The organism is Paenibacillus sp. LjRoot153 (genome assembly GCF_964253085.1).
GTDB lineage: Bacteria > Bacillota > Bacilli > Paenibacillales > NBRC-103111 > Paenibacillus_E.
In genome coordinates this window covers 7180695-7198458 of record NZ_CAXUQH020000001.1, presented here as the reverse complement: position 1 = coordinate 7198458, position 17764 = coordinate 7180695, and the positions used below count along the sequence as shown (strand labels likewise).

Below are 17764 nucleotides of genomic sequence, written 5' to 3'. Positions count from 1 at the left end.
GGGTTATGCCATGCAAAAATCCCATATTAACCGGCAACCAGATTCTTCTTTGCATACGAATCAGAAAAGTAATAAAACAAATTCTCCCGTATCGTCCGATCTAATGAACATTCAACGTGCTATCGGCAATCGCGCTGTTGGTAATATGTTGAACATTCAGACCAAAATGACCGTTGGTCCAGCTGGTGATGCATATGAGCAAGAAGCTGATCAAATGGGGAAACAGGCGGCTGACCATATCGCTGCTTCAGAGAGTAGTGGCGCTTCTAAACCAGATGTTCAGCGCTCAGAAGGTGCCGAGTCAGAAGATGAGGAGCTGCAGATGAAGCCATCAACAGAGTCGATTCAGCGCTCAGAAGGCGCCGAGTCGGAAGATGAGGAGCTGCAGATGAAGCCATCCTCAGAGTCGATTCAGCGCTCAGAAGGCGGCGAGTCGGAAGACGAAGAGCTGCAGATGAAGCCATCAACAGAGTCGATTCAGCGCTCAGAAGGCGGCGAGTCGGAAGATGAGGAGCTGCAGATGAAGCCATCCTCAGAGTCGATTCAGCGGTCAGAAGGCGGCGAGTCGGAAGATGAGGAGCTGCAGATGAAGCCATCAACAGAGTCGATTCAGCGGTCAGAGGGAGGCGAGTCAGAGGATGAGGAGCTGCAGATGAAGTCATCATCGGAAAGCGGCTTTGAAGCGGATGCAGGGATTGAATCGCAGATTAAAGCGAAACAAGGCAGCGGCAGCAAAATGGATTCAAGCATTCAAGCGAAGATGGAATCGGCGTTCAAAACTGATTTCAGCAACGTAAATATACATAACGATTCAGAGTCATCCAAAATTAATAGATCTTTAGGTGCAGAAGCTTTTGCTACGGGAAATGACGTGTTCTTCAGGGAAGGTCGATATAATCCAGATTCACGCGAGGGGCAAGAACTACTTGGTCATGAATTAACCCATGTTGTTCAACAACGAGGCGGTAAGTAAAGCGAACAAGCAAGATTTTATAACATGAAGGAGCTAGGTAGAGATGCCCCAAGGAAAACAAGGCCAGACCAAACCAACGAGCCCCTCGCATCAGCAAATGCAGCAATTGCAATCGGGCTCGACAAGTACGAGTGCCACACAAATGTCACCTATGGGGACAAACATCTTTATGCAGATGCAGCGCACGGTTGGTAATCGTGCTACACAAGCTTACGCGAATCAGCTCATTCAGCGTAATAATTCGCAAACACAAGCGCCAGTGCCCATCGTGGCACCAACAGTCGCCTTCCATCGCCGCAGGTCAGGGACTGGCGCACCTCCAAGGCCATCTACACCTGTGCCAACTACAGTAATAGCACCGCAGGGGACGTCAACGGCACAAACGCCAGCGCCAACTACGGTGTTAGCACCGCAGGCAACGACTACGACACAGACCCCAGCCCCAACAACGACGACAACATCGCAGACAGCGACAACCAGTCAAACACCAGCCCCAACAACCCTGACAGCACCACAAACGGGGACCGTGCAAACACCAGCTCCAACGGTGCAAACACCAACGATACCTGCCGCTTCTACTTTGCATCCTACGGGTGACGATACGAAGGATAATGCAGACATGACAGCTGGGGTCGGCGGAACGTTCTCCGACAGCTTCGGTAAACGTGCCGATGATTTGAAAGAGTCCTACGATAAGACGAAGGATGCTGGAACAGCGCAGCAATCAGCTACCATGGGGGCAGTTGCTTCTACAGCAGATCTTGTAAACGGGCCATTCCAGATTATGAGTGCGATCAGAGAAACAATTGTTGCTTCTCGCGAGCGAGAAGGACATGATAAACGCTTTCAGTATGCAGGTACAGGTTCGACTATGATCGAGGCAAGCGGGAAAATGGTCAGCGGTTCAGCTGGTCTTGTTGATAAGGCAGCTAAATCAACTGGTCATAAGGATGGTGTCGGAGGCTCCTCATCCGTCAGTGACTACACAGGGACGGTAGAGGAAGCGATCTCAGCAGTTAAGAATACGATTATGGCCGTTAAATCGATTTACGATATGTATAAAAAGAGTGTGGACAATGGTGGTCTTGATAAAGGCGAGAAAGCAAGAGGGACGATCGAGATCATTAGTAATGCTATCCAAGCTGCACAATCCGGTATCAAAGTGGCGAAGGGCATTATGGATATCATGGAGACGAGTACGGCTAGCTTAACAGCGGTTATACCGGGCGTCAGCATTGCCGTAAGCGGTGTGAAAATTGCGATTAAAACGGTTGATGTGATCAAAGCAGGCTTAAATCGCAGCGCGATGACAACATTGAAACGTGATTTCAAAGGCAAGGCTGGGAATGCCGATGTACTCAAAGAAAAACGCTGGTACACGCGAAATGCTGGTGTAGATAAAGCGAAACTAGCTACGAAAAAGCAGCAACTGCAAGCTGATATTGCATCCGGTGATCCAGCTAAAGTAGCAGCAGCCAATCAGCAACTCGATGAAATTGCCCAATATGAATTAGCGAAAGAAATGAAAAAAATTAATGTGAAGCGAACAGATCGTGGAGCTATTCAAATTGGGCTAGAGCTCACGAAGATCGCTGCCGACATTGCTACGCTTACAGGGGTAGGAGCTCAGGTAGGAACGCCGTTGAAAATCGTGGCTACAGGCATTGGGGCAGCGATGCCAATTGCTAGATCCTTGAAGCAAGCCGGACGTGATCGCGCATCGAAAGCAGGCGCTTGGGGTATTACTAAAGCAGTATTTAATGCTGATAAATCGACAGAGAAAAAGAAAGAAAAACGAGCCCATGACACAGATCTTATTTTTGATATGTTCGATAAGCTCCCACTTTACGATGAACAGGATGCAGCATGCGTCGCACGTTACAAACAAGTTGAGAGCTTCGTAGAAGCAGCTGGTGTAAGTATTCAAGCCTTGTATCAGTTCGATGGCGATCCAAAGAATCTGAAAAAAGCCATTGTTGAAGCAATGGGCAAGAGAGAATAGGAGATTAAACAGATATGTTGACTGAGCTTGCACATGCGCGCCACTTGGCGCAATTAGGGCAATTGAAAGAGATTTTGGATGAAGCAGAGCTCGCCACGAATTTACTAGAGAAGTCCGAAGCGATTCCGCTGCATGTGCTAATGGCAGGGTTTCAAGAGGATAGCCAAGGAAGGGATCGTTTCCTTCATTTTAGCTTTTTACCATTGAACGATGAGGAAATTGTCGCCATTCAACTGTTGCAAATCTACAGTACACTGCCGTTTCATCTGCAAGCAGGTGCTCGTGAAGGTGTAGCTGCGCTCTTGCTTGAAATTAATACACGATTGCCAATTGGCCACTTTGGCGTTAATGAGGAAGGCGAGATTCACTATCGTTATGTGTATAGTCTATCGGCTTCGCGTACGTTCGAGAGTGATGAAGTCTTAGAAATTCTCACCCTTTTTGTGTATATGTGTGATATGTTCGCTGAGCACATCGAGCAAGTTGCTAGCGGTGAAGCGGATGCAGAGCAGGTTATTCAGGCGTTAAGAGCATAGCAATGAACTGCGAAAAGACCTCCAAACCCACAGATTGTGGTGTTGGAGGTCTTCCTCTTATTTCACATTAATTTACAGTAATGAGCTGAGTCGAATGTCCAGTCTTGCTGCCACGCCTGCGGGATTGCTTACACTACGTGGTCCGCCAAAGTTGAAGGCGATGATGACGATATCATTGCGGCCGCGTCGTAAAAATCGTCTTATATTGAAGCTGCGCCCGGTGTTGTAGAAAGAAGGGGTGTTCTGTGGCGCGTCATAGACAAGGGGTACACCGTTGATGATGACAACCGCGTAATTGTCGACTGATAAAAAAAGAGAAGCGCTCAGAATAGATCTTCGTTGCGAGAGCGAGAAGCGTTCCGAAATGACCACATTCTCACTGCTCAGGTTACCGGAGAACCAAACATAGTTGGCGTTGCTCACTGGTATCCATGCTGGGTCACGGGGAATTTCCTGAGCGTTGAACCAGGAGTTATCCGTACCAATCGAGATTATTCTTTGGCTCGGAAACAATCGGCCTGCTCCTAGTTTGTTATGCTTCTTCAGTTGAGCACGGTACAGCTGCATAGCTTTCATTTTCGGCAGGCCTGCGCTTTTGGGAAGTCGAACAATTCTACTCAGTTTTCCTGCGATACGTTGTTTATTAGTCATCTCGCCATCTCCTATCAGGATAAGAAATACTTACCAAACTATTCTATGCTTGACAGATAGAATTGCATGGGTTGATAGATGATAGAGATACTAAATGTATGATAACCCACGTCTCATATCAAATGGATGACTCCTCATATTCGGAATGAACTGGATTGTCCGTAGGACGTTGTGATGCACTAACGTTCCCATTCTCGCAATTTGTAAACAACTGAAAACCCTGAGTCCAATAGGACTCAGGGTTTTATCATTTCCTCGGAAATATTCGACTTATTTCACCTTGTTTTGCAATAGTTCAATGAACTGTTTACCAATATCTCCCATTTGCCCGCCTGCAGGACGATTGCCGCCACCGAAGCCGCCACCATTTTGACCTCCGCCACCACCTGTACCATTTGGTTTTTGGCCGCCGGATGGCTGAGCACTCGCTGTCCCATCCGTGGTATTCGCTTTAGGCGCAGCGGAAGCATCTGGCGCTGGAGCTTTACCTGCATCGCCGGAACCACCGGTCCGATTGCCTTGTCCGTTTGGACCACCATTGCCGCCGTTACCACGACTACTCATGCGTGTTTCCGCATCAGTTAGGAAGGTCTTCTGAGCATCTGTCAAACTTGCCAGCAGCTTGGTTTTATTGTCATCGCTGAGCTCATTCTTCGTGACAATATCCTGAGCGACAGGCAGCATGGCTTGCGCTTGCTCTTTCGTGATGGTGAGCCCATCCGCTTTATCAAGCATCGTCAGCATTTGAAACGTACTGAAGAGCTGTCTCTGTGCGGGATCCATCGCAGGGCGATTTTGCCCGCCGTTCTGCTGGCCATTCCCTGCCGCTTTCTCCGTTTGCTGCCCAGGCTGGGAGGTGCTTGCAGCAGCACTCTGTGTGTCAGATTGATTCCCGCATCCAGCTAGAAGAATGGGGATCAGGATGCATATGCCTGCTAGTTTTTTCATACTCATACGTGTATGTATCACTCCTATTTTTGTTTGTCCACGTTGTCATTATACGATGTTAATATGAAAGAATAGCGAATAAATGCTGAAAGCCAGCTTAAAATTAGTGATTAACATGCCATGAGGGGGGCGGCACCAATGGAGTTTAGGACGATTGATGTGGAGAAGGATCGAGAAACGATTATAGCCTTTCGGAAAGATTCCTACGTGGTGAGCTTCGGCAGTGAAGAAGGCTTCGGGGATGAGGATGACTACGTGAGGCGGATTGCCGATCGCGCTAGGCGCTTTCCAGATGGACTTGTGCTGATTGAAGAGGAAGGACAGCCTATTGGTCAATTGGAGCTTCAAATCGTTCTTCATGAGGGCAGTTATATCGGCTATGCCAACTTATTCTATTTAATTCCGTCCTACAGAGGGAAAGGATACGGTCGACGGTTAGTGGCGTATGCGGAAGGTTTCTTTGAGAAATATGCTGTGAAATCGTATCATTTACGAGTGGCTCCAACGAATTTACCTGCACTGAATTTGTACGAGAAAAGTGGATTTCGCCTCTTAGAAAAAGAAGAAAATCAACCCTACGCTGTATGGCGAATGGTCAAGGACCTCTAGGTCGAGGCGCTCCACATACAATTCGGCTACTCGCGACTGAAATGTGCAGGGCGAGTTAAGTACGATGGCAGCTTCGTGTGCATATCCCCTTTGGCGGCATTCACTTGAAACTGAGTAAGAAACAAACTGTCACTCAAATCCGCCCCACGAAGGTCGGTGTCCCTGAAATCCGCTCCGATAAGGTCTGCTTTCCGCAGATCGGCATCTCTTAAATCAGCGGCAATCAGATACGAGCCTCGTAAATTGCAAGCCCGCAAGTCTGCTCCTTTAAGTTTTGCGCCGATAAGATCCGCTCCTCTGCCGTAGGTTTTTCGGCGGCCTTTGGGGATTTCTAGCTCGCGCAGTGCTGCTTCGCGTACAAGCTCGCTAGCTCGAAGCAGCAAAGCATTCACGGCGGCGCGATGTGCGGCAATGTCCAGATCACGTAGAAGCTCTGGCTCGAGGTTCGTGAGCCGTTCAGTTTCTGCCAGTGCAGCACGAACTTCGTCGTGGATCTGACTTGCCGGCTGCAAGGTTAAGGCCTCCGTCAAATACCAGAGCAGCTCATGAAGCTGGCGCATCAGAGGAAATACCTCAAACATTATCTTCGCGGTGTCAGGTGCTTTCCGCCAGTCCTGACCGCCGAAGGTGCTCTGCGACACCTTTTGTCCCGCACCAAAGCAGTCATACACGGTACAGCCTCGAAAGCCAATCTGACGAAGCTGGGTATGAACACCACAACGAAAGTCGGTTTGCAGGTTCGAACAGGGCTGTCCAGCATCCTTATGATTAGCGAAATCCGTAGAAGCTGCGTAGGGCAGCGCCACACAACATAAACCAAAACAGTTCTCGCAATCTCCTTGCATATGCAGGCGTTTACCAGCCGTTGTTATTTCTGAAAAGTTTTCATTTTCTAGCATAAATGAGGATCTCCTTGTTTCGTTATCATTTTTACATTATACAATGCGAAGGCCATATGCAAAAATGGGGACTTATGCTATAACTGGTGAAAAAGCTATTTCACGAACAATGTGGAGAGGGTGACATCCATGAGCACATTAACGAAAGCCATTTTAATCGCAGCGAAGGCCCATGATGGTCAGGTAGACAAAGGGGGTAGCCCCTACATTTTACACCCAATTCGATTAGCTAGCAGGGCCAAATCAACCGAAGAATCTATTGTCGCTGTCTTACATGATGTCGTGGAGGATTCGGATCTTACGCTATTTGATTTGAAAAAAGAAGGTTTTAGTCTACCGATCCTAGAAGCGCTAGATTGCCTTACTAGAAGGCCGGATGAAACGTATGAAGGATTTATTAAGAGGATTAAAGGAAACCCCTTAGCGTCGATTGTGAAGCTTCTGGACTTAGAAGATAATTGTGACCTCAGTCGAATTGAACAACCTACCCGTCAAGACTATGAACGAATCGATAAGTACAAAAAAGCGATAGCTGAATTGAAATATAGAAGCTGACACCTGAGGTGTCAGTTTTTTTGTCGAAAAAGACTTGAAGAGACAGGACATCAATCGACATACGAAATGAGCTTTTTGCAATATGATAAGTGTATGCGTACAGGCTGACTATATGAAGAAAGGGTTGATCGCCATGAACAACATAAAAATATCCTCAAAAGGTATCGAAAAAGCGCTTCGTAAGTTTGATTATTTGCAAGCTATTGCCGAATACATTTGGAACGGTTTCGACGCTGAGGCTACGGCGGTAGACATAACCCTTCATAAAAACATACTAGACGGCGTCGATCAAATCGTCATTGCAGATAATGGCTATGGCATTAAGCTGAAGGATTTAGAAGGAAAGTTTACGCCTTTCTATGAATCCGAGAAGAGTGTGGATCCTGATAAACGGGGGAGAACAACCTCGGCCATGCATGGGAAAAATGGGATAGGACGCTTAACCTTCCATCATTTTGCTTCTGAAGCTATTTGGCAAACCACATACGAGGATGGTCTCCTGCTCAAAAATACGTATAAGATTCATATTCAAGCGAAACGATTGGATGCTTATGAAGTGACCAAGCCTGATCTAACGGATAGGGACAGAGGAACAACCGTCACATTTAACAATATCATCAAAGAATTCGTGGTTGAGGATTTTCTGGCATTCTTGAGCAGGGAATTCGGATGGTTCTTGGAACTGCACGCGGACAAGCCTTACACGATTCGTATTGATGGTGAACCGCTGGACTATGCTAGCTTGATTGCGGAGAAGGAAACCTTCACATCCGTGCATGCGATGTCGCAGACGAAATTTCGAATTACTTATATTCGTTGGGAAGATCGCATGAATCACGAATATTCGAAGCTGTATTTTATCGATTCGAAGTTGAAAGAGCAGCATAAACAGCCCACAACGTTTAACAATAAAGGGGATTCCTTTTACCATAGTGTCTACATTCAGAGTAAGCTATTTGATCAGTTTGATTTTAGTAATGAGGATCTGAGCGGGCAGCAGTCGTTTACATTCGGTGCGAGTCGCAAAAGTGATGCCTTTCAATATCTACTGGATGAGTTGGGCACGTTCATTAGTGAGAAAAGGCAGCCCTATCTGCGGAAATTATCCGATTCTGTCATCAAGGAATTTGCTGAGGCGAAGGCTTTTCCGATGTTTACTGGTGATCCTGAGGCGGCGAGTCGTCGGGATGAGCTCGAAGCTGCGATTCGTGAGTTGTGCCACGCGGAGCCCAAGGTATTCGCTCGATTGAATCCGGAACAGAAGAAAGTGCTTGCGCACCTGATCCACGCTGTAGGGGCAGAGGAACGACAATGGTTGATGGCGGCTCTATAATGTATACTAGAACGCTATGAGGACATGAATTCCTCGATGTCGGAAACGTCCGAGATTGCAAATCATTTCAATAGCGATGAGGTGTTAAGAGGCCTCCAGCACCATCAGAAGCATCTTACGCCTTATGCGGATTTCTTGAAGGATATGGCGAAAGCCGGAGTTCATTATTACATCGTTGATATGGTCGGCCGTCAGGTAACCTATACGAGTGGCAGACCGGAAGAAGCCTACACAGAGGCTATTCCTGTCTTTCAATAGTGTCAGGTAGCTAAGCTGCGTCCTCAAAGGGGCGTGGCTTTTTTAACGGGCCATCTAACTGGATTTTCTCCATCTATTCCCAGTAATCAGTTAGATTCATGGAAATTAGCTGTAGAATATACAGCTAAACACTGGACTGGCGCTACAGGATTATCCAGTTTCATCTCGAATATTTGGATACGGCATTTTTTAGGGGAGAACGTGAGGCATGAGGGGAGAGCCTTATAATGCTTGCGATAAGGAGTGTTAACCATGCAAACTGTTTATCTGATATCTGGATCAGCGGGGGTGGGAAAATCCACGACTTCACGGGAATTGGCCAAAGCTTTGCCCAATTCCGCATATATTTCTGGAGATGCTGTCAGTCATATGCACGTGAATGGTCGGGAGAAACCATGGGAAAGCCGATCTGAGCTATCACTCATATGGCATAATATTTGGCGGCTTACTGCTAATTTTATTGTACATGGCGTAGACGTGGTCGTTGATTATGTGACGTTTCCTAAAGAGGCAGTATGGCTCCAAAATCAATTAATGGCATTAAACGCTAATGTCGTTTATGTTGTTTTGTGGACAGACAAAGCGACGCTGCTGCAAAGGGATCAAATGAGATTGCCTCAGCATCAAATGGGTGAACGTTGCCTAATTCTCATCGATGAATTTGAAAACTCGGGATTAGAACCGAAGCATGTATTGGATACGCGTCAACACCATGTTGAGGATTTGAATGAGATTGTAGAAGACATTCGGAGCAACGAAAGATATAGGCTGAAATTCGAATAAACGAACATAACAAAGGAGCCCCAACAATGAACAATCCCGCAACAGGGCTGCATCACATCAAAGCAATGGTTGAGAAAAAAGTGACCTGGCTGGAGCTATTCTACGACCTGCTCTTTGTTGCAGCTGTTTCCAAAGCAAGTCATGTCTTGGTACATGTGCATCACGGAACGATCCCACTGGAGTATTTAAGCAAATTCGTTCTGATCTTTATTCCGATTTGGTGGGCCTGGGTGGGGCAGTCACTATTTGTAAATCGATTTGGGCGAGACAGCACCTCGCATCGCGTTTTTCTCATTCTGCAATTATTTTTCGTGTTAATTATGACGGCAAGTCTTTCGGTAGACTTTGATCAGTATTTTGTGCCTTTTATCATCGGCTACCTAGGCTTGCGGGCGATGACGGCGATTCAATACTTGGCTGTACATAAAAAAGAAGAAGATCATCGACGGATGACTGCACGTTATTTAGGCAGCCGTTTTTGGATCGGATTAGCCATATCGGCACTCTCCCTGTTTTTTGACTCTTGGATTCGCTACGCAGTGTTGTATGCGGGCATTATGGTGGATATTTTGCTCCCCCTATTGGGTCGGAAGTACTTGGTGAAAAGCCCGATTAATACGCATCATTTATTAGAGCGTTTCTCGTTATTTACACTGATTTTGCTTGGTGAATCGGTCATAAGCATACTAACTGTCTTACAGTCGAGTGATTGGACATGGCGATCCATACTTTTCGCATCGCTCACCTTTCTGCTCATCATTGCGATGTGGTGGCAATATTTCGAGAACGTGGAGAAGAAAGTGAACAAAGCTCTAGAAACGGCGGGGCAGACCATCATTTATGGCCATTTATTCATCTATTTATCCTTGTGTATGATTGCCGCATCGATCCAGCTGTTATTCTTGGAGCAGTTGAATTATGGGTTTATGTTAAGCTTTATTTTCGGATCCGTGCTCCTGTACTTTTTCTCAACATCCCTGGTCTTTCATAAATATAGACATGCACATCAACGTTTAAAGATAGCACATCTAGCCGTATTTCTAGGGTTACTAGCCGTATTTCTAGGGTTGGATCTGATGTTCGAAATGCCGAATTACGTAATTATCGGAGAAATGATGTTATTTTTTGCAGTTTATGCGAAGGGAACGACTTGAGAAATGACCTGGAGGGGAAGATGGTATGCGCATTGAACTAGATGCCGATCTTACACTTAAATCTCTTGAGCCCAAGGATGCCGAAGCGCTATTTGCTTTAACCGACAGCTGCCGTGATTACCTGAGAGAATGGCTGCCTTGGGTGGATGCGACGCAGAATAGCGATCATTCAAGAGGTTTTATCCAGCATTGTCAGCATCAAGAAGCATCCAATAATGGCTTTACTGCTGGCATTTGGTTTAAAGGAGAGTTCGCAGGCTGCGTCGGATTTCACCCGATTAATTGGGCTAATCATTATGCCAGTCTAGGTTACTGGTTAGGAGAAGGCTATCAAGGTCAGGGTATTATGACGCGGGCCTGTCATTGGCTTGTGGACTATTCGTTTAACGAATTGGGCCTAAACCGAGTGGAAATTAGATGTGGGGATAGCAACTTCAAAAGCCGAGCCATTCCGGAGAAATTAGGGTTTACGAGAGAAGGTCAGATTCGCGATGCCGCATGGCTGAACGATCATTATATCGACCTTATTGTGTATGGCATGCTGAAGCGTGAGTGGAAGTGTGGTTAATCAGTAGGGGATACAAGAAAGCAGGTTGCCTTAGCAACCTGCTTTCTTGTGTATATGGCTATTTCGCCGTATTCATGATATCCCAATCCCGCTGTGAGATAATTCGTTCGCCCACTTGGAAACGAATGGTTAAATGATTCATCCCTGGCTGAAGAGGTTGATCCAATGAAATGTCATAAAGCCCATTGTTATAGCCCAAATCATAAAGAAATTTCATCGCGGCAACTTGTTCGGTTGTGGATGTTTCGCCCAAATCTCGGTTCTTAACCGTGATTTGAAAGGTTGGAGCGATGCTAGTGCTTTCGATATAACGATCATGATAAAGCAGACCTGACATATGCCAATGATTAGCATCGGCAATAGGAGGCAGTTGAAGATGATCAATCTCATACTGGCGTGCACTTAAAGTGATAACCTTGCTATCATTATAGCCTATGTTGACGTTAGTGGTGGCTCCAAACAAAGTCCTTATATCGGTGAGACTAAGGTATGGAGGGCCTTGATCGTTAGGGGAATCAGGTGAAGACGCAAGTTTCAATTGTTTAGCTAGTTTACCGTCCCAGAGGGTTCTAACCTGAAGATCCTCTGCTTTTATTTGAAAAGCATAGCCCGATTCGTTCTTTAACGTCCACCAGCCCGCGACGTCTGGACCTGTTAGATCGAAATGATACAAACGCGCTAGAAAGGCAATATCTAAGAAAGGTTCACCTTGCATGTTGTCGTATCCGATAGATTCACTGCCTTCGGTATAGACACCTTTCTCATTTTGATAGAAAGCCCCTTGATAGGAAGTATCACTTTGGATTACTGTATCCGATTCGCGGTCTTTCAGAATCACCTTATCATCCTGATAGGGACTAAGCTGAATCCAAGCTTTACCAACGAATGAGTTAACCTGGAACCAACGGACACCATTCGGGTCGTTCCAAGCAGCTACTGGATGGAGAGTTTGTGGGCCAATCTGTCCATGATTGAGTATAATGCCTGTATTTGGATATCGAAAAAGTGTCGTGACAGGAGAGTTCAGCTGTATCGTTGCGGTCTCGGCGACAGCATCCTCAGGTTCGGAAAATGTAGGATTAAACCAGCCTTCACCCTGCGCAGTACGAACGTGATACCAATCACCGTCATAGCCATAGTTCGTGATGTACTCGTTATACGTTTTTTCAAAGACAGGCAAGTCTCCATTAAGGATTAACTTAGGCTCATCCTCATACTGGGAGGAAGGATACGTATATAACGCACTTGGCCGTGTTCGTTTAATGAGCTTTGTTTCGGCTACGATCGGTTGTCCGCCGCCTAAAGCCCATTTCACACCATCAGCTGTTTCAACCTGATAGTAGGTTCCGAGTAAAGAACGAAATTTACCGATTACATGCACAAATTGTTTAGAAAGAGTCCCGTCTGTTTGATAGGTTTGATAATCAAATTGAGGCTTAAGATTAAAGTAATAATTTGAATAAAAGCTCATTTGATCTGCTGGATGGAAGGTGCCAATTTGATCTAGATTCAAATGAACCCATTGATCCCCTAGCCAGGTTGTGTGAATTTTAAGCCACTTCTTCGGATTGTAAACATCGCCAGTACCAGAGCTATTCCTGAACCAACCTTTTTCAGCGTCAACCACTTGGACATCTTGTGGGGAAAGGGCTGCTGTAGGTTGGCTATTTTCCGATGGCTTCGCATAAAGAGGAGTCTCGGTCATCAAACTAATTGTCGTTGGCGGCGGGGTTTCGAATTGCCAAGGAGCGGTTTTAATCCATCGATCTCCGACGTCGGTATGTATTTTCCACCAATTCCATCCCCCTGACCAGTGGGTTTCGGCTTCAATGACCTCGACGGTTTGGGGGGAGAAGGACCCTTCCGCTTTGTTCAACAGGGCATTCGGAATCACATAATATGGAATGTCTTCAAGAAGGGTTAGCTTTCTGGGGATAAGGATCCCGTCCGCGACTTCTGTTGGTGTATCTGCAAATTCATAGGCGTTTCCTGAAGAAGTCCCAAGACTGACTTGCAAGCCTACAGCGACTAACCCTAGTGCTATCATCTTTTTCCACATCATCTTCATCTGCCACATCCTTATTCGATTATTTCAATCACCTAGTATGTTCTACTATAAAATGGATAATAAGTTGTGCGGAAGTGTCAAAAAGTGTAATCGAAGTGGTTAAAGGATGCTCTGCGGATAAGCTGGCTGTACCAGTTAAAGAGAACTTTTTCAAAGCAAAAACGATTGATGAACTGATCCTCTCGAGTATTGTACATGAGGTTAATCACGAGAGCATGATGGCTTCGATGCTGAAAGTATTGAAATGACCGGGTTTCGAACTCAAAAAAGGTACCTTCACCCCGTGATGGGGAACGGAGGTACCTTTATTCATACGGAGCTTGTTTCCGTTTCTATTTGGCTGCTGCACGATCCTCAATACCAACCCGCATCCCCGATAGCCTGTACCACAGAAGTATCCCGAGGGAACAAAGCCCAACGACGACTAATAAACCGTACACATGCTTGTACGAATGTAAGAGCGACGTATTCCGCTGGATTTCAAGTAGAATGCCGCAAATCGCGACCGACATGGATCCCCCAAAAAACTGGATCAGCTGCATAAGTCCCATCCCCGAACCAATTAAATGCTTCGGCAGGATGCGTGAAGTCTCATTATTTAATGATGCGATCGTCGCGGAAAATGCAGGCGAGAAACAAAGATAGCCGATCATTATAACAAGAGGCGAAGCACCAAGCAGCGTCGAGAATGCGATCATCACTAGTGATAAAATCCCGTGCCCGATGAGCAGAAACCTCATATTACCGAACTGATCAATCCAACGACCAACGAAGCGGGTGAGGAACGCGGACAGAATCGCTCCTGGCGCAATCGTTAAACCGATGGTCATTGCTGACTGATTGAACACCTTGGCGAGAACGAGTGGCATTAGAAATAGATTCCCTAGGTTCAAGACCAAGATACAGAACCCGATCACTACAAGCTTCCGAAACGCAGGATTCGCTAGTAATAAGGGGTTAATGAATGTGTCACTTGATCGCCTCAGGTGCCAGATATGCAGGGCAAAGGAGATGGCGCTGATGGCAAGCCACACGCCAGAAATCTGCGTGACCGCGAGTAGTAAGGTCGCGGCATTGACGACTGTCAATAGCGCCCCTAGCATGTCAAATCGGAACGGTACAGACTGTTCTTTGGGAAGCAAGCGCAGGAGAATGGGAAGAATGACTAAGACCAGACAGGTAATGGCGAACAACCCATTCCAGCCGAAGTATTCACTTATCAAGCCGCCAACGATCGGGCCGAGCCCGAAGGCCATTGCGCTGCCCGCGGAAATCATTGCAATCGCCGAGCCTCTTCGTTCGATTGGAATGTAGCGGCTGGCGAGAACCAGGCCTAGACCGGCCATAACACCTGCTCCTGCGGATTGTAGAATACGTGCCGCCAGCAGGGTGTGGAACTCCCTTGCGAACAGTCCGAATATCGAAGAAAGTCCAAGTACAACAAGACCTACGGTGAGGAGTTTACGTATCTGCACCACATCCGAGAGTCTACTGTATATAACCGTAGATAAGGCATAGCCAATGGAATAGCTGGAGATGACCCATGACCCGAGATCCGCAGTGATGCTGAGATCTTGAATAATACTGGGAATCGAAACGTTGAACATCGTCGTATTCATAACAACAATGAACAGGCCAATCGTCCAAACGGGCATTACAATTTTATCATTCATGTGAATCCATCCTGTCTACGGTGCGAGAAGTATGTATGTTTTCTTTACCACATAAGAAAGTATAAGTTTTCGGTGCCCGAAAATCTCTTTCTTATTGGCGATAAAACCTACCTCTAAACGCTGTCGCTCATCTTCGAATAACTTCGATAGAGGTTTTCTCATTATAAACCTACATCGTCTAATAGCCAAAATAGATAAAGACACATACCAATTGACAGGTGGGGAAAATGGAGGTAATATTTAATTATACATTTAGATAAACGTCTAAATAAGGAGGGACTTCCATTTGAATGAGGCATTTAAAGCGCTAGCGGACCCGACTCGTCGTGAAATTTTGCAACTGCTGCGAGAAAAGAGTATGAATGCTGGTGATATTGCTGATCATTTCAAGATTAGTAAGCCGAGCATATCGCATCATTTGAACCTGCTTAAACAGGCGGGACTCGTTATGGATGAACGTCATGGACAACATATCCTGTATACCTTGCACACTACAGTTGTTGAAGACGTCATCGGATGGATGTTTAACATACTTAACAAAAAAGATGAGGAGGAATCGTCATGAAAAAATGGAAGGAAATTTTGTTACTTGTGATTAGCCTTTCCCCAGCGATAGGGGGCTTCATTCTGTATAACCGTCTTCCGGACACGATGGCGAGCCATTTTGGCGTAAATAATGAAGTGAACGGGACGATGAGCAAAGAAATCTCGCTGCTCATGCTAGTACTGCTGGGTCTGCTGCCGCTATTCATGCGGGCTATGAGAGCGATCGATCCGAAGAAAGCAAATTTCGAGAAATTTCCTGCAGCATTTGAGGTGACGCGGTTCGGAGTTACGATCCTTTTAGCTATCGTAGGTTGGGCGATCATTGTCTTTAACTTGGGCTACAGCTTGGACTTTAAGAAAATGACGATGATTTTGCTGGGCGTGTTGTTTGCCGTGATGGGGAACTTTTTAACACAAGTGAAGCCCAACTATACATTTGGCATACGGACACCGTGGACGCTCGCTAACGAAGAAATTTGGAGAAAGACACATCGTTTGGGAGGTCCACTGATGATGATTGGCGGCATTGTTGCCTTCATTGCAGCGTTTTTAACGAGCTCAATTGCGATCGGCATATTTATAGCCGCTATCGTCATTAGTTCTTTCATTCCGATTATTTATTCGTATGTGATGTTTACTCGGTTATCGAAATAATGAGGAGCATTTAGGCTGCCAGCGATTGCTGAGCAGTCTTTTTCACATTTGTTTAACACCATTAACATGTAAGCTTGGCGTATCACTTTTCAAGGCATATTTCCGATTCAGCAGAAAGCCGAAGAGAGAAGCAAGGGATTGCTGGAACAGCATACCAAGCACGACTGGGATCGCCACAGGTGGCGGGAAATAAGCGACAGCGAGTACCGCGCCCGCACTAATATTACGCATACCACTGTTAAAAGTAAGGGCAACCACGACATCTTGTTCCCAACGGAATAATCTAGCGACAAGCCAACCGATCATGTAGCCAAGTGAGGCCACGATGAGCACAAAGCCTGCCAACCCGAGTAGCTTCGCGTTGAAGTCACGCAAATAGGGAGCGATGACGGAGCTATTAATCGCAACGACGACACCCATGAATATTTTAGAGAATGGACCTAAACGGCCTCCCCATTGCTCCTTAATTTTCCCTCGCGTCCATTGATTCAGGAGCATCCCAATGAGTGAAGGAACGACGATCATGAAGAATAAGCCCTTCATCATCGCGAACGTATCGAGTTGCACTTTGGTGCCAACCAAAACAGAGAGCGTGTAAGGCACGACGAAGGGTGAGAGAATCGTATCCATCAGGATAATAGACAGCGTCAGCACAATATTGCCTCGATAAATCGCCACCCAAACGAAGCTTGTAATACCAGTTGGAATGGCTGCGGCCAAAATAAGTCCCGTAATCGTCAGCGGTTCGTGACTATAGACAGCATGACCGAGTCCGAGTGCAATTAGCGGCATCCCGACATGCAAAATGAACAGGGTAGTAAGAAGAGGCAGCGGCCCAACGACGACTTTGATGAATTCTTTGAAGCTTGAAGCGATGCTCCCCGAAAAGGTCATGAAAGCAAACAGCCAAGGAGATAAATAGGTGAATCCAGATAAGTGACTTCCGAGCAGAACCCCGATAAGGACACTGATGGGAGTGATGAGCGGCAAAATCTTTTCTAATTGACGATTCAACTGAGGCAGCATCTAGGTGAACATCCTTTCGTGATCAGCCTAGTGCAGGCAAGCTATTTGACTTGTCCGATGGAAAGACTGACTTTGTAATTGCCATAGGTGAGAAGCTCATCCAGGAAAGCGTTCAATTCAAGGGGCGTGTGAACGCGCACTCGCATCCAATAACAGCCTTCGCCACTGACGCGGTGCGTCTCTATAACACTCTCTTGATGTTGAATATACGAGAGAAACGCTTGATGAGCTGTATTTGATTTCATGAAAACAACGATAAACGCATGCACGACTTGACCTATTTTTTCGGGATTCCAGCTTATGGTGTAGCCCGTAATAATGCCGAGATCCTGGAGCTTACGTATACGTGCGCCGACCGCTTGGCCTGTTAAATGAACCTGTTGACCAATCGCTTTGTGCGATTGAGTGGCATCTTGCAGCAATTGCTGTAAGATACGAAGATCGATCTCATCGATCGGTTGGTTGCTTAGCACGAGATGAATTCCTTTCACAATGAAATGGAAAACCGTTACTTCTTTTCACCAGATT

The 17764-nt window shown here is 46.3% G+C and carries 20 protein-coding genes; 13 read left to right on the top strand and 7 right to left on the bottom strand.

The window, feature by feature from the left end; genetic code table 11:
* The first annotated feature begins 10 nt into the window (after positions 1 to 10).
* The 3 genes from ACSQ8P_RS31175 to ACSQ8P_RS31165 are packed head-to-tail and all read left to right on the top strand — an operon-like array spanning position 11 to position 3511.
* Positions 11 to 973 (top strand): eCIS core domain-containing protein, encoded by a 963-nt coding sequence (locus tag ACSQ8P_RS31175; RefSeq protein WP_436238732.1) that lies wholly within the window; start codon positions 11 to 13, stop codon positions 971 to 973.
* Between the two features lie 43 nt (positions 974 to 1016).
* On the top strand, positions 1017 to 2975 hold the full coding sequence (locus tag ACSQ8P_RS31170; RefSeq protein WP_436238731.1) for a hypothetical protein: 1959 nt from the start codon (positions 1017 to 1019) through the stop codon (positions 2973 to 2975).
* A 14-nt stretch (positions 2976 to 2989) separates the two neighbouring features.
* Entirely contained in the window at positions 2990 to 3511 is a 522-nt protein-coding gene (locus tag ACSQ8P_RS31165; protein WP_436238730.1) for a YbjN domain-containing protein, read from the top strand.
* Positions 3512 to 3583: 72 nt separating this feature from the next.
* Here ACSQ8P_RS31165 and ACSQ8P_RS31160 read toward each other — a convergent pair whose 3' ends face one another.
* Complete coding sequence (locus ACSQ8P_RS31160) at positions 3584 to 4162, bottom strand: hypothetical protein (protein ID WP_436238729.1); 579 nt, start codon at positions 4160 to 4162, stop codon at positions 3584 to 3586.
* A 270-nt stretch (positions 4163 to 4432) separates the two neighbouring features.
* Positions 4433 to 5116: a hypothetical protein gene (locus ACSQ8P_RS31155; RefSeq protein WP_436238728.1), complete on the bottom strand. Its 684-nt coding sequence runs from the start codon at positions 5114 to 5116 to the stop codon at positions 4433 to 4435.
* 132 nt (positions 5117 to 5248) lie between these two features.
* Here ACSQ8P_RS31155 and ACSQ8P_RS31150 point away from each other — a divergent pair, with 132 nt between their 5' ends.
* Positions 5249 to 5719: a GNAT family N-acetyltransferase gene (locus ACSQ8P_RS31150; RefSeq protein WP_436238727.1), complete on the top strand. Its 471-nt coding sequence runs from the start codon at positions 5249 to 5251 to the stop codon at positions 5717 to 5719.
* 26 nt (positions 5720 to 5745) lie between these two features.
* On the opposite strand, the gene ACSQ8P_RS31145 is transcribed toward ACSQ8P_RS31150, so the two are convergent.
* Positions 5746 to 6618, bottom strand: coding sequence for a pentapeptide repeat-containing protein (locus ACSQ8P_RS31145; protein WP_436238726.1), 873 nt, complete (start codon positions 6616 to 6618; stop codon positions 5746 to 5748).
* Positions 6619 to 6747: 129 nt separating this feature from the next.
* Between ACSQ8P_RS31145 and ACSQ8P_RS31140 the strand changes: the two genes are divergently transcribed.
* From ACSQ8P_RS31140 to ACSQ8P_RS31115, 6 genes are all read left to right on the top strand, one after another.
* The gene (locus ACSQ8P_RS31140; protein WP_436238725.1) at positions 6748 to 7173 is read left to right on the top strand and encodes a GTP pyrophosphokinase; all 426 of its coding nucleotides are present in this window, start codon (positions 6748 to 6750) and stop codon (positions 7171 to 7173) included.
* A 133-nt stretch (positions 7174 to 7306) separates the two neighbouring features.
* The gene (locus tag ACSQ8P_RS31135; RefSeq protein WP_436238724.1) at positions 7307 to 8506 is read left to right on the top strand and encodes an ATP-binding protein; all 1200 of its coding nucleotides are present in this window, start codon (positions 7307 to 7309) and stop codon (positions 8504 to 8506) included.
* 24 nt (positions 8507 to 8530) lie between these two features.
* Positions 8531 to 8764 (top strand): DUF1398 family protein, encoded by a 234-nt coding sequence (locus tag ACSQ8P_RS31130; protein ID WP_436238723.1) that lies wholly within the window; start codon positions 8531 to 8533, stop codon positions 8762 to 8764.
* A gap of 252 nt (positions 8765 to 9016) precedes the next feature.
* A complete protein-coding gene (locus ACSQ8P_RS31125) occupies positions 9017 to 9547 on the top strand; it encodes an AAA family ATPase (RefSeq protein ID WP_436238722.1) in 531 nt (176 codons plus the stop codon).
* Positions 9548 to 9612: 65 nt separating this feature from the next.
* Positions 9613 to 10701, top strand: a complete 1089-nt coding sequence (locus ACSQ8P_RS31120; protein ID WP_436239654.1) for a low temperature requirement protein A — start codon at positions 9613 to 9615, stop codon at positions 10699 to 10701.
* Positions 10702 to 10726: 25 nt separating this feature from the next.
* Positions 10727 to 11269: a GNAT family N-acetyltransferase gene (locus ACSQ8P_RS31115; RefSeq protein WP_436238721.1), complete on the top strand. Its 543-nt coding sequence runs from the start codon at positions 10727 to 10729 to the stop codon at positions 11267 to 11269.
* 58 nt (positions 11270 to 11327) lie between these two features.
* On the opposite strand, the gene ACSQ8P_RS31110 is transcribed toward ACSQ8P_RS31115, so the two are convergent.
* Positions 11328 to 13337 carry a hypothetical protein gene (locus ACSQ8P_RS31110; protein ID WP_436238720.1) on the bottom strand — a complete coding sequence of 670 codons (2010 nt, stop codon included), beginning with the start codon at positions 13335 to 13337 and terminating at the stop codon, positions 11328 to 11330.
* Between the two features lie 74 nt (positions 13338 to 13411).
* Here ACSQ8P_RS31110 and ACSQ8P_RS31105 point away from each other — a divergent pair, with 74 nt between their 5' ends.
* Positions 13412 to 13585, top strand: a complete 174-nt coding sequence (locus ACSQ8P_RS31105; RefSeq protein WP_436238719.1) for a hypothetical protein — start codon at positions 13412 to 13414, stop codon at positions 13583 to 13585.
* 84 nt (positions 13586 to 13669) lie between these two features.
* Here the strand turns inward: ACSQ8P_RS31105 and ACSQ8P_RS31100 are convergent, their stop codons facing one another.
* Positions 13670 to 15010: an MFS transporter gene (locus ACSQ8P_RS31100; RefSeq protein ID WP_436238718.1), complete on the bottom strand. Its 1341-nt coding sequence runs from the start codon at positions 15008 to 15010 to the stop codon at positions 13670 to 13672.
* A 286-nt stretch (positions 15011 to 15296) separates the two neighbouring features.
* Between ACSQ8P_RS31100 and ACSQ8P_RS31095 the strand changes: the two genes are divergently transcribed.
* Together ACSQ8P_RS31095 and ACSQ8P_RS31090 are read left to right on the top strand one after the other, a co-directional pair.
* Complete coding sequence (locus ACSQ8P_RS31095; RefSeq protein ID WP_056608162.1) at positions 15297 to 15575, top strand: autorepressor SdpR family transcription factor; 279 nt, start codon at positions 15297 to 15299, stop codon at positions 15573 to 15575.
* Complete coding sequence (locus ACSQ8P_RS31090; RefSeq protein WP_056608165.1) at positions 15572 to 16210, top strand: SdpI family protein; 639 nt, start codon at positions 15572 to 15574, stop codon at positions 16208 to 16210. Before ACSQ8P_RS31095 ends, ACSQ8P_RS31090 begins: the two co-directional genes overlap by 4 nt.
* A gap of 42 nt (positions 16211 to 16252) precedes the next feature.
* Here the strand turns inward: ACSQ8P_RS31090 and ACSQ8P_RS31085 are convergent, their stop codons facing one another.
* Complete coding sequence (locus ACSQ8P_RS31085; RefSeq protein WP_436238717.1) at positions 16253 to 17236, bottom strand: bile acid:sodium symporter family protein; 984 nt, start codon at positions 17234 to 17236, stop codon at positions 16253 to 16255.
* A gap of 41 nt (positions 17237 to 17277) precedes the next feature.
* A complete protein-coding gene (locus ACSQ8P_RS31080) occupies positions 17278 to 17727 on the bottom strand; it encodes an Lrp/AsnC family transcriptional regulator (protein WP_436238716.1) in 450 nt (149 codons plus the stop codon).
* Positions 17728 to 17764 lie beyond the last annotated feature (37 nt).

Bases quoted from the DNA above. Each gene is read 5' to 3' on its own strand.
- ACSQ8P_RS31175 (WP_436238732.1), top strand. From the start codon at position 11: ATGCAAAAATCCCATATTAACCGGCAACCAGATTCTTCTTTGCATACG.
- ACSQ8P_RS31170 (WP_436238731.1), top strand. From the start codon at position 1,017: ATGCCCCAAGGAAAACAAGGCCAGACCAAACCAACGAGCCCCTCGCAT.
- ACSQ8P_RS31165 (WP_436238730.1), top strand. From the start codon at position 2,990: ATGTTGACTGAGCTTGCACATGCGCGCCACTTGGCGCAATTAGGGCAA.
- ACSQ8P_RS31160 (WP_436238729.1), bottom strand. From the start codon at position 4,162: ATGACTAATAAACAACGTATCGCAGGAAAACTGAGTAGAATTGTTCGA.
- ACSQ8P_RS31155 (WP_436238728.1), bottom strand. From the start codon at position 5,116: ATGAGTATGAAAAAACTAGCAGGCATATGCATCCTGATCCCCATTCTT.
- ACSQ8P_RS31150 (WP_436238727.1), top strand. From the start codon at position 5,249: ATGGAGTTTAGGACGATTGATGTGGAGAAGGATCGAGAAACGATTATA.
- ACSQ8P_RS31145 (WP_436238726.1), bottom strand. From the start codon at position 6,618: ATGCTAGAAAATGAAAACTTTTCAGAAATAACAACGGCTGGTAAACGC.
- ACSQ8P_RS31140 (WP_436238725.1), top strand. From the start codon at position 6,748: ATGAGCACATTAACGAAAGCCATTTTAATCGCAGCGAAGGCCCATGAT.
- ACSQ8P_RS31135 (WP_436238724.1), top strand. From the start codon at position 7,307: ATGAACAACATAAAAATATCCTCAAAAGGTATCGAAAAAGCGCTTCGT.
- ACSQ8P_RS31130 (WP_436238723.1), top strand. From the start codon at position 8,531: ATGAATTCCTCGATGTCGGAAACGTCCGAGATTGCAAATCATTTCAAT.
- ACSQ8P_RS31125 (WP_436238722.1), top strand. From the start codon at position 9,017: ATGCAAACTGTTTATCTGATATCTGGATCAGCGGGGGTGGGAAAATCC.
- ACSQ8P_RS31120 (WP_436239654.1), top strand. From the start codon at position 9,613: ATGGTTGAGAAAAAAGTGACCTGGCTGGAGCTATTCTACGACCTGCTC.
- ACSQ8P_RS31115 (WP_436238721.1), top strand. From the start codon at position 10,727: ATGCGCATTGAACTAGATGCCGATCTTACACTTAAATCTCTTGAGCCC.
- ACSQ8P_RS31110 (WP_436238720.1), bottom strand. From the start codon at position 13,337: ATGAAGATGATGTGGAAAAAGATGATAGCACTAGGGTTAGTCGCTGTA.
- ACSQ8P_RS31100 (WP_436238718.1), bottom strand. From the start codon at position 15,010: ATGAATGATAAAATTGTAATGCCCGTTTGGACGATTGGCCTGTTCATT.
- ACSQ8P_RS31090 (WP_056608165.1), top strand. From the start codon at position 15,572: ATGAAAAAATGGAAGGAAATTTTGTTACTTGTGATTAGCCTTTCCCCA.
- ACSQ8P_RS31085 (WP_436238717.1), bottom strand. From the start codon at position 17,236: ATGCTGCCTCAGTTGAATCGTCAATTAGAAAAGATTTTGCCGCTCATC.